At 44.8% G+C, this 16,791-nt stretch carries 6 protein-coding genes; 4 read left to right on the top strand and 2 right to left on the bottom strand.

Annotated features, from left to right (window positions below; all coding sequences use genetic code 11):
* The coding region (locus QUB37_RS21230) for a DUF4347 domain-containing protein (protein WP_333165786.1) at window positions 1-1,989 on the bottom strand (1,989 nt) is incomplete at its 3' end.
* A gap of 221 nt (window positions 1,990-2,210) precedes the next feature.
* Entirely contained in the window at window positions 2,211-6,059 is a 3,849-nt protein-coding gene (locus tag QUB37_RS21225) for a CHAT domain-containing protein (RefSeq protein WP_445300048.1), read from the bottom strand.
* A gap of 356 nt (window positions 6,060-6,415) precedes the next feature.
* Here QUB37_RS21225 and QUB37_RS21220 point away from each other — a divergent pair, with 356 nt between their 5' ends.
* From QUB37_RS21220 to QUB37_RS21205, 4 genes are all read left to right on the top strand, one after another.
* Window positions 6,416-6,559 (top strand): hypothetical protein, encoded by a 144-nt coding sequence (locus tag QUB37_RS21220; protein WP_333165779.1) that lies wholly within the window; start codon window positions 6,416-6,418, stop codon window positions 6,557-6,559.
* Window positions 6,560-6,625: 66 nt separating this feature from the next.
* Entirely contained in the window at window positions 6,626-12,733 is a 6,108-nt protein-coding gene (locus QUB37_RS21215; RefSeq protein ID WP_333165777.1) for an AAA family ATPase, read from the top strand.
* Entirely contained in the window at window positions 12,714-12,977 is a 264-nt protein-coding gene (locus tag QUB37_RS21210; protein WP_333165775.1) for a hypothetical protein, read from the top strand. Before QUB37_RS21215 ends, QUB37_RS21210 begins: the two co-directional genes overlap by 20 nt.
* 137 nt (window positions 12,978-13,114) lie before the next feature.
* A complete protein-coding gene (locus QUB37_RS21205) occupies window positions 13,115-16,717 on the top strand; it encodes a serine/threonine-protein kinase PknK (protein WP_333165773.1) in 3,603 nt (1,200 codons plus the stop codon).
* Window positions 16,718-16,791: the final 74 nt, after the last annotated feature.

Here is a 16,791-nt window from a genome sequence, read left to right as displayed (position 1 = left end):
GCTGACAATACCTGTAGCGGGATCGTAGACACCTCCGGTGGAGAAATTTACTCCTGTTAAATTCGGAAGGATGGTGTCGGTAACGGTGACGTTTGCGGCTGTGCTGGGGCCGTTGTTGACTGTGGAAATTGTGTAAGTAACTGTTTCACCCGGTGCTGCTGCCGTAGTCCCGGTTTTGGTGGTAACTAGGTCGGCAAGAGCAGCAACAATTGTAGTTGAGACTTGAGAAATGGGTTGGGAACTATTGTTGTTAGCTGGATCTGGGTCGAAAGTGCTGGAGGTGCTATAGGCGGTGTTAGTTAAGGGAGGACTGACTGTTGGCGGAACTATTGCGGTTATGGTGCGGGTTTCGCTAGCACCGTTAGCCAGAGTCGGAATCGCCGGCCAGATGACCGTCCTCGTTGTGGGATTGAAACTACCGTTGTTGTCAGTGCTGACGAAAGTTAAGCCCTCTGGGAGCGGATCTTGAATCAGGACGCTTTCGGCGCTGTTTGGCCCGTTATTTGTGGAGGTAATCGTATAGGTAATCGTGCTGTTGGGTATGGCATAAAGCGGGCCTTTTTTAACAATGGAAACGTCGGCTTTGAGTGCAGGCTCATCTATACTTTGGACGATGACATTGTTAACTTCGTGAATGTTTGTGTTTCCCCCTGTCGAAGCAGCAAAGCCAAATTTAAAAGTACGTGGCACTGCTCCGTTTACGCTTGCCAAATTTGGTATGTCGAGCAGTATTTCGCCCGCATCAAATGTGCCGTTGCTGTTCAAGTCGAAGGCAATTGTCAGACGGTTAGGTGTTGCTGAAGTCGTCGGGAATAATGTAACTTGAACGGTTCTTTTAGTATTAGCATCCGTGCGACTGGTTGCATTTATATTATCTATGCCACCGGGAACGACTGTGCTAGCTAAAAAATTATAAGATGTGCTTTGGCTGCCTCTAAGTCCTACTGCATCAGGTAGCTGCCCCGTGCCCCCCTGTTTTCCAGCAACAGTGCTAGAATAATTGCCAAATTCGTCTAATCCGACACCTAAATAACCTCCTACAATACCGGGTGAATTTGAATTAGTATTTTGAGCATAGCCGAGAGAGCCGCTAAAGCCTCCCGCTTGTGTTGGCGTAGCTGTTCCATCAATGAGGAAAAAACTAATGCCATCGGCACCAAGGAGGGAACCATCCCCTGGTGAAGGGACAGTACCTCTGTTATAGGCAAAGAAATCAAAGGTAACTCTCAGACCTTCTGTGGCAGAGATGGGGTTGTTGTAGATTACAAAAGCTGATTGTCCAAAGGCGTTTGAGGTTAATCTCAAAGTACCTTGTCCCTGTGGATCGCCAGTCCCTAAAGCCGGAATAACGCCACTGAGGTTTTGTGTACTACCTGCGGTTAAGCCTGGGTTAGCTGTAGTGGGGTTGCCAATTCCATATATCCAAGGCCCGATTACTGTTGAATTTTTAAATTCTTCAGCCGCTAAGGTAGCCAGGACTGATGTATAGCCTTCTAGGACTTCTTTTTCAAAGGCTAGTTCGGTATTTATTTGTCCTGTAGTAATTTCTAATTCCCAGTCGCCACCTAATGCTGCACTCCCTGTTAGGTTGTTGGAAGCGGCAATATTTGCTCCTGTTATTTCACTGAGTTTTTGTATGAATTTAATGCCGGATTCGCCGGCGGCTATGTTACAGCCGTAAAGCAGAATGCTGCCGGATTCGTTAAGGGCTTTTCCCCACTGCTGCAATTGGTTGCTGTAGGTTTCTAGATTATCAATATTAAGTTCTGCCCGGCCGATTTCTACTGCTGCTTCTCTGCCGTGAGAAACTATGTGCAGGCTGGTGATGCTGCGCTGACCCAGAATTTCGGTGATTTGCTCAATCCCATCCCGCGTTTCATCTAGGATAATTACTTCAGCATTTGGGGAAACGCCGCTAATTAAACTCTGGTAATCTTCAACATTTGAGTCAATAAAAACTAGACTTGAAACTAACTTTTGGTGTATCATTTGCCTTCTATTAAATTTTCGCTTTTTAGATTTATCATTATTCAAATAGGAGTTATGGAATCACTAGCATCTGATTGCTAGTGATTCCATAACTCCTTGCTATTGCTTCGCTTCGTTCGCAATGATATTGTTAGTATTTATGCACTTACTACTATGTCATTACCAGGAACCAAGCAAATTTCTGTCGCGAGTCAAGAAGCAACCGCCATCACCTTTATACCTTACCAAGGACTCCCAATCATTGTAAATGCCGACCAATAATAAGGATGGGAGAGGTTTTCATTACCTAGTTTAGCTAATTCAGCCGGCAATTCTAACTCCTTATTTGAGTTTGACAAAATTAAACGACCATTTTCAATGCGAACTTGACCTTCGATCATAGCAATTTGAGCCTGCCGCAAAGCTTCAGCTTTAATCGGCGCGACTTTCAAGTGATGGTAAAATTCAGCCATTAACCCTAAAGTACCTTCATCGCTGACGTACCAAAGACTTGCTAAAACTGACTTCACCCCCGCTTGCACAGCTAGCCCCGCAAAGCCTAATTCAGCGTCATTATCACCCACAGCAGTTTTACAAGCGCTCAACACCAATAACTCAACTTTAGGTGACTGATTCCACCCTAGTTCGCGCACGCGATCGAGTGTTAGCCTGGTGTCTGATAACTGAATGTAAGAATTGCTCGGTACTCCTGACTTAAACTCTCCGTGAGTGGCGAGGTGAATAATTCGATAGGCTTGGGCGCGGCGTTGCGACTTCAGATTATTGAGAGTAAAGGTTTGATTAAGGAAAGATTGGCCTTTCCATTCGGAGGCAATAGCGTTAAGTTCTGCGGGCACTGCTAGCAAGGGTTGGTTATTGGTAAATTGCGAGGCTCCCATCGCTAAAACTTCAGCATTTTTAACGCTTTCATAATTGGTATCGGTCAAGTTGACACTGGGAATGAGTCCGATGCTGTATTTTTCTACTAGAAATTGGGAACCGTCATGGAGGGCGGCTAAGGGGAGCGTTCGCAACCCCGCATCCATACTAAAAACTAGCGTATCGATGCCCTGAGCTTTCAAATCAGCTTCCAAGGGAGCAATCATCCACTGGTAAAGTTGTTGGGATGCTGGCAAATAGCTGTCAGTATTGATGTTTCTGGGATTAAGGAGTTCAGACCTGAAGCTGCCGGCGACTTGCATCAAAGTTTCCCGCCGGGCGGCGGGGATGGCTTTATGAATGGGGAGGCCAGTAGGGGGGACGATGATCAGGTCTAATTGTTCAGGGCGGGATAAGACGTAGATAATGGCTGTTTTTTTACCAGTTTGGCTGGCGATCGCTCTAATTCTTTCCTGTATGGCCGTAAAAGATTGCAAATCGCCCCTGATTTCCTGGTTAATGTATGACCCCACTTGTTGGCTATAGAAGATATCCATAAACAAAGTGGCTTGAGAGATATCGCCTCTATCGATTAGTCCTGTGATATCGCTGGGGCTAACTATATTTAGAGGCGATGCCGTTTGGACAACTTCGCTTACCCAATCGGATCTGTAGTTAAAAAGAGATTCAATTCTATTAATGATATTCAGGTTGTCAGATTGAGCGATCGTATTGGTAATTGAGATATCCGGTAATGTCGTTTGTTCTGATATTGGAGATGGGGCGGGTTCCGGTGTTGGTGGTGGTGTTGGAGATGGTGTTGGTGGTGGTGTTGGAGATGGTGTTGGTGGTGGTGTTGGAGATGGTGTTGGTGGTGATGTTGGAGATGGTGTTGGTGGTGGTGTTGGAGATGGTGTTGGTGGTGGTGTTGGAGATGGTGTCGGTTCCGGCGTTGGTGTTGGGGTTGGTTGTGGTGTCGGTTCCGGCGTTGGTTGTGTGGTTGGTGTTGGGGTTGGTTGTGGTGTTGGTTCCGGTGTAGGAGATGGTGTCGGTTGTGGTGTCGGTTGTGGGGTTGGAGATGGTGTCGGTTCCGGCGTTGGTGGTGGTGTTGGAGATGGTGTCGGTTGTGGTGTCGGTTGTGGGGTTGGAGATGGTGTCGGTTCCGGCGTTGGTTCTGGTGTAGGAGATGGTGTCGGTTCCGGCGTTGGTTCTGGTGTAGGAGATGGTGTCGGTTCCGGCGTTGGTTCCGGTGTAGGAGATGGTGTCGGTTCCGGCGTTGGAGATGGCGCGGAAGTAACGATCGCAATATTGCCCTGAGTGTAAGTGCTGGGCGGCACCGGCACCGCAAACTGTGGCAAAATAGTCTCGGAACCTGATGTAATGGATCCCGTCGTCCCATTCGTTGTCGCATCGCCGACAATAAAAGGTGTAGTAGTGCTCCCCGCGTGGCGAATAGTAATCGCGCCGCCACCCGTGCCATTAGCGCTGGAAATGCTCACATTTACACCGCTACTATCTGTAAAAGTGCCACTAACTGTAAGAAGATTGCCAGCCGTTAGGTCAATACTGCCGCCACTAGACTGAAGAGTGCCTGTAACGGCGATGTCGCTGGCAGCTTTGAGAGTAATATTACCCCCAGAAGTGGCGATCGCATCCAGCGCAATGTCCCCTGCTGATTCCAAAATCACAGGCCCGCGTACTGTCGAAATCGCTCCCACTCCGATGCTATTGCCCGAAGCAACACCCGGTGAAGTAAAAAATGTCTCGCCTGCGGTGACATTCGGCGGCAGATTCGCAGCATTCGCCAGAGTCGAAACGCCCGATCGCAGAATTAAAGCTGCACTACCTGAAAGCAGCGCCGCATCTGGATCTGCGGAACCTGACAAAGTAGTATCTGGCCCATTGATAGTAATATCTCCCGCCGCGATCGCGCCTTTTGCTTCTACCTTAAGTGAGGTTCCAGTATAATCCCCAAATCTCACATCTCCCTCGGAGCTAATAATCGGGTCGGACAAACTCAGAAAACTGCCACCGTTGCCCGACAATGTGAGAATAGAAAAATTACCACGCGCAGCGAAGTGAGCATCACCGGAAACAGTGCCATTGCTCAATAATGTGATATCCCCTGCGGATTGGAATGCAGGGCTAGGGTAATTTAGGGCGAAGATATCAATATTTTGATTACCTTGTATAGTAAGATTACCACCTGCGATCGCCCTGAAAGGATAACTGCCATCCCGCACGCGCACCGTATCTCCTGCCAACAGAAACAAATTGTTCTCAGTAAGTAGCTGGCTTTCTACCAAAGTGAGATTACGTGCTGCCGAGAGTGTAGCATTCTGACTATTAACAGTAGAACTAGCGATCGCCACATCCCCGCTTTCCACTCTCAAACCCGCCGTCAAAATCACTTCTCCTGCACCGTTAACGGAGACGCCAGTAGCAGAGTTCCCACCTGCGCCCGCAAGCAATTGCGGAAGAGACAAAGGCAGAGAGAATCGCCCATTCTGTGCCAACAATCCCCCGTCAACAGTCCCGATTTCTAAACTTAATAAATGTCCTTCTTGACTAAGCCGAATAGCATTCTTACCAGGGACAGCAGCGACAATAATATTACCTTGGGGAGCATTGAGGGAACCTGTGCTGACGACAGTACCGCCAATTAAAGTTATACTTTGTCCCGGCACAATAGCTAAATTACCTGCATTAATAATGCTTCCCGGTTGGCTGAGATTAAAGTAAAAAGTGTTCGGAGTTCCTATCAGCGTACTGTAATCGTTCGCTCCGACAATATTGAATAAACCGGAATCAAAACCGATGTTAGTAGCAGTAGTAGCTGTAAAGGCAGCAGGAAGATTCAAGCTAGCATTAGGGCCAAAGATAATGCCCGAAGGATTTATTAAAAACAGGTTGGAATTGCCGCCACTTACTTGAATTAAACCATTGATAATAGAAGGATTGCCGCCTACAACCCGACCCAGAATGTTGCGAATAGCGGGATTAGAGATAAAATTAGCAATCTGCCCTTCGGTAAGCCCAAACTGTTGAAAACTGTGGAAAAGATTCGCTCCATCTCTAGAAGTTTGGCCGCCTGTAATATTCAAGCGATCGCCGTCGGGCGTGACAGTAGTGCCAGTGCGATCGGGTGCAGGGACAATGGGTTGTGCTTGTACCACCGCTGTACTGACAATAGTGGCTGCGCTCGCTAGCATTGCAGCACCATGTATAGAAAAGAAGGCTAGTTTCATTAGCTTTGAGCTGGCAGAGCACGTATCGGACAATTATAACTTTAAGGTATTGGCTGCTCAGTGCGGTCAACTGCGACACTGACTTAGCGATTAAGAACCTCGTCACCATCAGGGCGGTTGCTATACCTGAAACCCATATTCTGCACCCTCAACTGTCACGATCGGTTTTTACTTATTTTTAGCCAGCAATAAAGCTATAATTTATAGCTTTATACCGTACATTGACTGACAAAAAACGTTTTAAAGCCATAATTAATTACTTTAAAAATAGAGTTTTCTGCGTAATTATGCTGTGTGACACCCCAGGCTGCGTAATGTGGGTGAAAATCAAAGCAAAAGTGCGATCGACTGCTGGTGCACCATACAAATTAGGCGATCGCGATCGGGGCTACCACAAAGTATTTGCAGGCTGCTACCGGAAAAACTCAACATTTGTTACAAAAACAAAATTTTTTCCTTTCTAACGCGCTATGCTCTAGACAAAGCTGGTGCCTTTTGACTTAGCTTTAATTTTTACCATAAAAACCAATATGCTCTCTATTCCAGGCGTTGCTGTCCAGACGCTGCTTTACGAAAGTGTCAACTCTCTGGTTTACCGGGCGATTCGGGAAGCAGATCAAGAGCCAATTATCCTCAAACTGCTCAAAGAAAGCTACCCCACACCTCAAGAATTGGTGCGCTACCGCACCGAATACCACATCACCCAAGAGCTGAAGGAGGCGGGAGTCATACAAGTTTATGACTTGCAAAAATACCAAAACAGCCTCGTGATGTTTGTGGAGGACTTTGGCGGCGAATCCTTGACAATTTGGATGCAGCAGCCCTCCTTTACTCTGGAGGAATTTTTACAAATTGCGATCGCCACCACGGAAGCATTAGGGCAAATTCACAGCGCCAACATCATCCACAAACAGATTAACCCTTCTAATATTGTTTACAACCCGGAAACGGGACAATTAAAAATTATCGACTTTGGCATTTCCACTCAGCTAAGCCGAGAAACACCAATACTGAAAAACCCCGGCATTCTGGAAGGAACCCTTGCTTACCTCTCACCAGAACAAACTGGCAGGATGAATCGCACTCTCGATTACCGCACAGACTTTTACTCCCTCGGCGTCACCTTCTACGAATTGCTGACAGGAAAACTGCCTTTTGAAACCGAAGACGCTTTAGAACTGGTTCACTGCCACATTGCCAGACAGCCGCTTTCTCCGCACGAAATCGAGCCAGAAATTCCCCTAATTGTGTCTCAACTTGTCAGTAAATTGATGGCGAAAAATGCGGAAAACCGCTATCAAACAGCAGGGGGACTAAAGCACGATCTAGAAATGTGTCTGGTTCAATTACAAGCAACGGGTAACATTGAGCAGTTTGCCTTGGGAACGGGGGATATTACCGACCGTTTCCTAATTCCCGAAAAGCTTTACGGCAGAAAAACAGAAGTTTCTAGTCTATTAGCAGCCTTTGAACGAGTCAGTAAAGGTAGCGCCGAAATGATGTTGGTAGCTGGCTTATCGGGAATTGGTAAAACCGCAGTCGTAAACGAAGTCCATAAGCCTATCGCCCGACAGCGGGGCTATTTTATCAAAGGCAAATACGACCAATTTCAACGCAATATTCCCTTCAGTGCATTTGTGCAAGCATTTCGGGAATTAATGGGGCAATTATTATCAGAAAGTGAGGCTCAATTAAAAACATGGAAAACCCTGATTCTAACAGCATTAGGCGAGAGCGGCCAAGTGCTGATTGAGGTGATTCCTGAGTTACAACGCATCCTTGGTGTTCAACCTCTAGCACTAGAATTATCCGGTTTTGCTGCCCAAAATCGCTTTAATCTGCTGATGCAAAAGTTTGTGCAAGTATTTACTACTGCCCAACATCCCTTAGTGATGTTTTTGGACGATTTGCAATGGGCGGATTCGGCATCTTTGAAGTTATTACAACTGTTGATGGAAGATACAGGGCATCTATTGGTGTTGGGAGCTTATCGGGATAATGAAGTATCTCCTACTCATCCTTTTATGTTGACGGTGGATGAGATTGTGAAGTCTGGGGCTGTGGTGAACACTATTACGCTGCAACCTTTGAGTTTAGGAGATATGAATCAGTTGGTAGCAGATACATTGATTTGTGATTTATCCTTAGCCGGGCCAGTGACAGAATTGATTTATCAAAAAACCAAAGGTAATCCATTTTTCGCCACTCAATTCCTCAAGGCGCTGCATGAAGATGGTCAAATTTGCTTTGACTGGAATGTACGACATTGGCAGTGCGATATTGCCCAAGCTAGACTTACCCACGCCTCGGATGTGGTGGAGTTTATGGCGGCGCAATTGCAGAAGTTGTCCACAGAAACTCAGGATGTTCTCAAGTTGGCGGCTTGCATTGGGGCGCAATTTGATTTAGAGACATTGGCAATAGTCAACGAAGAACTACCCGAACAAACGGCATCAGCCCTGTGGAATGCCTTGCAAGAAGGACTCATTTTACCCATTACAGAAGGCTATAAATGCTTCATTCCAACAGATGATCGCTCCCCTACTCAATCTGTTGCTAATCCAACTTATAAGTTCCTGCACGATCGCGTTCAGCAAGCGGCTTATTCATTGATTCCTAACGATCAAAAACAAGCCACTCATCTAAAAATTGGACAGTTAATGCTACAAAATTCCTCGGATATTGAAAGAGAAGAAAAACTCTTTGATATTGTGGGGCATTTGAATCAAGCAATTGAGTTAATCACTCAATTAAGCGAACGAGAAACCTTAGCCCAACTTAACTTAAAAGCCGGACAGAAAGCCAGAAGCTCTACCGCTTACGCGGCGGCAAATATCTATCTGCAAACAGGCATTGAACTGTTGACAGCCAACTGCTGGCAAAGTCAGTATGAATTGACCCTGAATCTCTATATTGCTGCTACCGAAGCCGCCTATTTGAATGCTGACATTGAAGGCATGGAACACAAAGCAGCGCTGGTGTTGCAAGAAGCTAAGACGATTTTAGACAAAATCAAAATTTACGAAATTCAAATCGTCGCACAGACAGCTCAGGGCAAAATATTAGAAGCGATCGCAGTAGCAAGAGATGCACTCTTGCAATTGGGGGTTGAACTCCCCACCGAACCTGACGAAGCCTCGATCGGCAAAGCACTACAAGGCCTGGCCAGCCAACTCCAAGACAGACGGATTGAAGAACTAGCTAATTTGCCGGTAATGACCGATGCCAAGGCTAAGGCAGCAATGCAAGTGATGGGAATGTTGTTTACACCCATTTTTATTGGAATGCCTGGTTTGCTGCCCCTACTTAGCTCCGCTATGGTGGGTTTATCGCTCTCCTTTGGGAATACTTCCGCATCGACGGTAGGGTATTTAATTCATGGCATGGTGCTGTGTGCCTTTTTCGGAGATGCAAAAACGGGCTATGCTTTTGGCAAATTGGCGATCTCATTGTTTGACCAGTTCAATGTACAGGAATTCAAATCCGTAATTGCAAATCTATTTGGAACCTTTATTCAGCATCACCAGGAAGCCATGAGGGCAACGATACCGATGTTGAAAGCTGGATATACGGCTGGCCTGGAAACTGGCGATTTTCTTAGCGCAGGCTTCAGTATATTGGATTATTTCTACGCCAACTTTTTCAGTGGGGTAGAACTCGACACTTGGGAGCCTGAAATAGCAGGTTATAGCGCTGCCTTGGCTCAGGCAAAACAATATACTCCTCTGGCTTATTTGGATATGAAGCGGCAGACGGTACTGAACTTGACAGAAGCCGTTAGTCAACCGGATTGCTTAATGGGAAGTGCCTACGATGAAACCGTGATGCTTCCTAAGCACTATCAGGATAATGAACTCAGTGCGATCGCTCTTGTATATATTTACAAACTGCTGCTTGCCTACTTCTGGGGCAATTATTCGGCTGCCTTAAACCATATTTGCCAAGTCAAGCCGTATTTGATGGCATTATCGGGATTGGTTCATGTTCCGGCTTTCCATTTCTATGCAGCCCTGACGTACCTGGCAGTGTTTTCCACACAGCCAGAAACCGAGCAAGCTGAAATTATTACTCAGGCGGAAGCCCATCAAACGACTCTACAACAGTGGGCGCAAAATGCTCCGATGAATCATCTGCATAAATGGTATTTGGTTGAGGCCGAAAAACATCGAGTTTTGGGCCATAAAGCTGATGCGATTGAAATGTACGATCGCGCCATTTCTGGAGCCAAAGAAAATAAATTCCTCAACGAAGAAGCCTTAGCTAATGAACTCGCAGCCAAATTTTACCTAGAATGGGATAAAGAAAAATTTGCCCAACTCTACATGATTGAGGCGTATTATTGTTATATCCAATGGGGAGCTACTGCTAAGGTAAAAAATTTAGAAACGCGATACCCCCACTTATTAAAACCTATTCAAGCGGGAAGAAAAAACACTAAAACTACCGCAACCGTAACGACCACGGGTTTGGCTAACAACTTAGATATCAGCACAGTAATGAAAGCTTCTCAGGCAATTTCTGGAGAAATTATGCTAGATAAGCTACTGTCTAGCTTGATGAAAATTTTGATCGAAAGTGCAGGGGCCCAAAGAGGATATCTAATTTTATTAACCCAGGAAAAGCTGTTAATTGAAGCTAAAGGGGCAATAAATTCCCAACAAGTCACCGTGTTACAGTCAATCGCCGTTGAAACCTGTCAAGAACTTTCCTCCGCAATTGTTAATTATGTCGCCCGCACTCAAGAAAGCGTGGTACTAGATGATGCTGTCCGAGAGGGAAAATTTACCAACGACCCCTACATCCAAAAGCATCAGCCCAAATCAATTTTATGTGTGCCACTGATTAATCAATCTCAAATCATTAGTATTGTTTACCTAGAAAACAATCTCACAGCCGGAGCTTTTACGCCAGAAAGAGTGGAACTATTAAAAGTGTTATCTGGACAGGCGGCGATCTCGATTCAAAATTCTAAGCTTTATACAGAAGTCCGCGAAAGTGAGAACAGACTGACTCAATTTTTAGAAGCAATTCCAGTCGAGGTGTCAGTGCTGGATGCGGATGGCAAACCTTACTATAGTAATCGCGCTGCTATTCAATTATTGGGTAAAGGAGTTATTCCTGAAGTCACCAGCGAGCAAATACCCGAGGTTTATCAAATCTATCAAGTGGGAACAGAGCAAGAATATCCCTCTGCACAATTGCCCACTACGCGGGCGTTGAGTGGCGAAAGTGCCACTGTAGATGATATGGAAATTCACCAAGGCAACAAGATTATTCCGATCGAGGCTTGGGCTACTCCCATCTATGATGAAAATGACAATATTTCTTATGCAATTGTAGCCTTTCAAGATATCACGGATCGCAAAAAAGCCGAAACAGAGCAGATCAGGTTCACCAATGAACTGTTTCAACTCAACAAAGCTTACGAGCGCTTCGTCCCCAATCAATTCCTCCAGTTTTTAGAGAAATCCAGCATTGTCGATGTGGAATTGGGCGATCAAGTGCAGTTGGAAATGTCGGTGCTATTTTCCGATATTCGCGACTTCACCACGCTTTCAGAAAGTATGACTCCGGAGGACAATTTTCATTTTATTAATGCTTATTTATCTCGGATGGAATCGGCAATTATTGAAAATAATGGCTTTATTGATAAATATATTGGTGATGCGATTATGGCGCTATTTAGCGGTAATGCTGATAATGCAATAAACGCCAGTATTGCCATGCTGCATCAACTTCAAGTATACAATCAAGAGCGGGTTAATTCTGGTTATGCCCCGATTAAGATTGGCATTGGCATTAATACTGGGAATTTAATGTTAGGCACGGTGGGCGGGCAAAACCGCATGGATACGACGGTAATTAGTGATGCGGTGAATTTAGCTTCTCGTGTGGAAGGATTAACAAAAAATTATGGTGTTGCTTTACTCATTACACAACAGACGTTTAACAAATTAGATAATCCTAGCAACTATGCTATTCGCATGATCGCTGAAATTAGTGTTAAGGGAAAAGTAGACTTATCTACAATTTATGAAGTTTTTGAGGCAGATATTCCTGAAACAAAGCAAGGTAAATTAGCAACAAAAGATTTATTTAATCAAGCTTTGATCTTATATCGGCAACAGAAATTTATCGAAGCCACAGCATTATTTTCTCAATGTTTAGAACTCTGCCCTTCGGATCAAGTTGCCCAAATTTATTTGGACTGGTGCGAACAAAAAACTATCCGTTTAAACATCGAGCTATTAGAGAGAACTTTAGCATTAATAAAGCCTCACTCTGATGAATTCGTAAGTAATTTTTATGAAATACTTTTTGATAGTTCTTCTCAGATTAAGAATCTTTTCATGAATACAAAAATGGCACAGCAAAAAGAAAAGCTTTGGCAAAGCTTAGAAATAATTATTGAAAATTTACGGAAACCTAAGTTAATTAATGTTTTTGCTAAAGGATTAGGTGCAACTCATGCCAAATATGGCGTTTCAGTAGAACATTTTCCTGTTGTGGCCAATGCACTCATTCAATCCCTGAAAGCGCAGATGGGTTTAGAGTGGACACCTGAAACTGAAAAAGCTTGGGTAGAGGCTTATACAATTATTCAGTCAGCTATGATTGATGGAATGGCAGTTATGTGACCTTGATGAGGTGTTTGATGCTGACCCGCCAAAAATCAAAGAGGGCAAGTTAGCTACGCTGGAATTGTTTGCAGAAGCCTTGGCAATTTACTCGGAAGGGAAGTTGGCTGAAGCGGCGCGGCTGTTTTCCGAGTGTTGGCAGCAGAATATGGGCGATGCCGTCGCTAAAATTTATTGGGAACGCTGTCAGTCTACTTTAAGAAATCGCACAAAAATCAAAGACCGGCCACACAATTTAGATTAATCATAAAAGTCCAAAGCTCGATCGCTACATTAAAAACTAAACATTTGTTACAAAAAAAATTACCTTTCTAACGTGCTATTCTATACACAAAGCTGGTGCCTTTTGACTTAGCGTTAATTTTTACCATAAAAATCAATATGCTCTCTATTCCAGGCGTTGCTGTCCAGACGCTGCTTTACGAAAGTGTCAACTCTCTGGTTTACCGAGCCATTCGGGAAGCAGATAAAGGGCCGATTATCCTCAAACTTCTCAAAGAAAACTACCCCACACCTCAAGAATTGGTGCGCTACCGCACCGAATACCGCATCACCCAAGAGTTGAAAGAGGCGGGAGTTGTGCAAGTCTATGACTTGCAAAAATACCAAAACAGCCTCGTGATGTTTGTGGAGGACTTTGGCGGGGAATCCTTGACAATTTGGATGCAGCAGCGAAAGTTTACTCTGGAGGAATTTTTACAAATTGCGATCGCCACAACTGAAATTTTAGGGCAAATTCACAGCACCAACATCATCCACAAAGATATTAACCCCTCGAATATTGTTTACAACCCCGAAACGAAACAATTAAAAATTATCGACTTTGGTATTTCTACTCAGTTAACGCGAGAAACGCCAACCCTGAAAAACCCCGGCGTTCTGGAAGGAACCCTTGCTTATATCTCGCCAGAACAAACTGGCAGGATGAATCGCACTCTCGATTACCGTACTGACTTTTACTCCCTCGGCGTCACCTTCTACGAATTGCTGATAGGAAAATTGCCTTTTGAGACAAAAGATGCTTTAGAGATAGTTCACTGCCATATTGCCAGACAACCAGTTCCTCCGCACGAAATCGAGCCAGAAATTCCCCTAATTGTCTCGCAAATTGTCAGTAAATTGATGGCGAAAAATGCCGAAAACCGCTATCAAACTGCCTTGGGGATAAAGCATGATTTAGAAATGTGTCTGCTTCAATTACAACAAACGGACAGCATAGAAGAATTTGACTTGGGAAGGCGAGATATTACAGACCGTTTCCTGATTCCCGAAAAACTCTACGGCAGAGAAAGTGAAGTTTATAAACTATTAGCGTCGTTTGAACGAGTCAGTACAGGTAGCGCCGAAATGATGCTGGTAGCTGGGTTTTCAGGGATTGGTAAAACCGCAGTAGTAAATGAAGTCCACAAGCCGATCGCCAGACAGCGTGGCTATTTTATCAAAGGCAAATACGACCAATTCCAGCGCAATATTCCTTTCTCAGCATTTGTGCAAGCATTTCGGGAATTGATGGGACAATTATTATCAGAAAGTGACGCTCAGTTACACAGATGGAAAACCCTGATTCTCACCGCATTAGGCGAGAGTGGGCAAGTTTTGATTGACGTAATTCCTGAATTAGAACACATCATTGGCGCTCAAAATCCTGCACTAGAATTGTCGGGGAGTGCTGCCCAAAATCGCTTCAATCTGCTGATGCAAAAGTTTGTGCAAGTATTTACTAATGCCGAACATCCATTAGTGATATTTTTGGACGATTTGCAGTGGGCGGATTCGGCATCTTTGAAATTTCTACAACTGTTGATGGAGGATAGAGGGCATCTGTTAGTATTGGGTGCATATCGAGATAATGAGGTGTCCGCTACTCATCCATTTATGCTGACGGTGGATGAGATTGTTAAGTCTGGCGCAGTGGTGAACACTATGACGCTGCAACCGTTGAGTTTATCAGATATTAATCAGTTGGTAGCAGATACGCTGATTTGTAATTTATCCTTTGCCGGGCCCTTGACAGAATTGGTTTATCAAAAAACCAAAGGAAATCCCTTTTTCTCGACTCAATTCCTCAAGGCGTTGCATGAAGATGGTCAAATTATTTTTAACCCTCCTCAATCCCCCCTTAGTAAGGGGGGCCGTCAAGGGGGGTGGCAGTGCGATATTGCTCAAGTTAGACTTACCCACGCCTCGGATGTGGTGGAGTTTATGGCGGTGCAATTGCAGAAGTTGCCTGCCATTACTCAGGAGGTTCTAAAACTTGCCGCCTGCATTGGGGCGCAGTTTGATTTAGATACATTGGCAATAGTCAACGAAGAATTACCGGAACAAACGGCATCAGCACTATGGAAAGCCTTGCAAGAAGGACTCATTTTACCCATTACAGAAGGCTATAAATGCTTCATTAAAACACAGGATCTATCCCCTACTGAGTCTATCGCTAATCCCACTTATAAGTTTCTGCACGATCGCGTCCAGCAAGCGGCTTATTCCTTGATTTCTGACAACCAAAAACAAGCTACTCATCTGAAAATCGGACAGTTACTTGTCCAAAATTATTCGGATATAGAAATAGAAGAAAAACTCTTTGATATTGTGGGGCATTTGAATCAAGGAATTGAGTTAATCAATCAATTAAGCGAACGAGAAGCTTTAGCCAAACTCAACTTAGAAGCGGGAGGTAAGGCCAGAAGTTCTACCGCCTACGCAGCCGCAATGACCTATCTGCAAACAGGGATTGAGCTACTGAGGGCCAACTGCTGGCAAAGTCAGCATGAGTTGACCCTGAGTCTCTATATTGCTGCTACCGAAGCTGCCTATTTGAATGGTGACATTGAGGGTATGGAACAGATGGCAGCACAGGGCTTGCAAGAAGCTCAGACAATTTTAGATAAAGTTAAAATTTACGAAATTCAAATCGTCGCCCGGACATCCCAAAACAAGATGTTAGAAGCGATCGCAGTCGGCAGAAATGCACTCTTGCAACTGGGGGTTGAATTCCCAACTGAACCTGACGAAGCTTTGATTAGTAAAGCGCTACAAACCCTGAAGCGTCAACTAAGCGGCAGACAAATTGAGGAACTGGTTGACCTGCCTGTGATGACCCATCTTCAGACTCAGGCAGCAATGCAATTATTAGGAATCTTGCTTACACCCATTTTCCAGGGAATGCCCGGTTTGGTACCCCTGCTTAGCTCCACGATGGTTAGTTTATCGCTCTCCTTTGGGAATGCACCTGTATCGACGGTGGGGTATGCGATGCACGGGATGGTGTTATGTGCTTTTTTACAAGAGGTGGAAACCGGCTATGGCTTTGGGCAATTGGCACTCTCATTGCTCGATCGGTTCAATGTGCCCGAATTCAAGTCTATAATTCTGTTTTTGTTTGGTGGCTGGATTCAGCATCGCCAAGAAGCTCTCTTGGCAACGATACCGACGCTGAAAGATGCTTATACGGCTGGCATGGAAACAGGCGACTTTGTAGACGCTGGCTACAACATAGGTCATTACTTTAATAACAAATTTTTCAGTGGGAGCGAACTGGATATTTGGGAACCTGAAATCGTCGGTTACAGGGCTGTCTTGGCTCAGGTGAAGCAATATCCGGCTCAGGATTTTTTGGGTATAATCCAGCAGATGGTGTGGAATTTGAGGGAAACCCCTATTCTGTCGGGTTGTTTAATAGGAACTGCCTACGATGAAACGGTGATGATTCCTAAGCACCATCAGGACAATAACCTCACGGCGCTCGCTAATGCCTACATTTACAAACTGTTGCTTGCTTACTCATGCGGTAATTACACCGCTGCTCTTGACTACCTTGCCCAAGGCAAACAGTATTTAATAGCAGTATCGGGATTAGCTTTTGTTGCCATTTTCCATTTCTATGCAGCCCTGACGCACCTGGCACTTTTTCCCACCCGCCCAGAATTTGAGCCAGCTCAAATTCTTGCTGAGGTAGAAATTCATCAAACTACGCTGAAACAGTAGACATCTCCAAAAACAATTAAAGCCTTTGTGTAACTAGGCTGTATGACGTAAATGCAATCATCCTAAATTAGCGA

This window comes from Microcoleus sp. AT3-A2 (assembly GCF_036705685.1).
GTDB lineage: Bacteria > Cyanobacteriota > Cyanobacteriia > Cyanobacteriales > Microcoleaceae > Microcoleus.
Note: the sequence above shows the minus strand (reverse complement) of the source record. Positions and strands in the feature narration are given on the sequence as shown.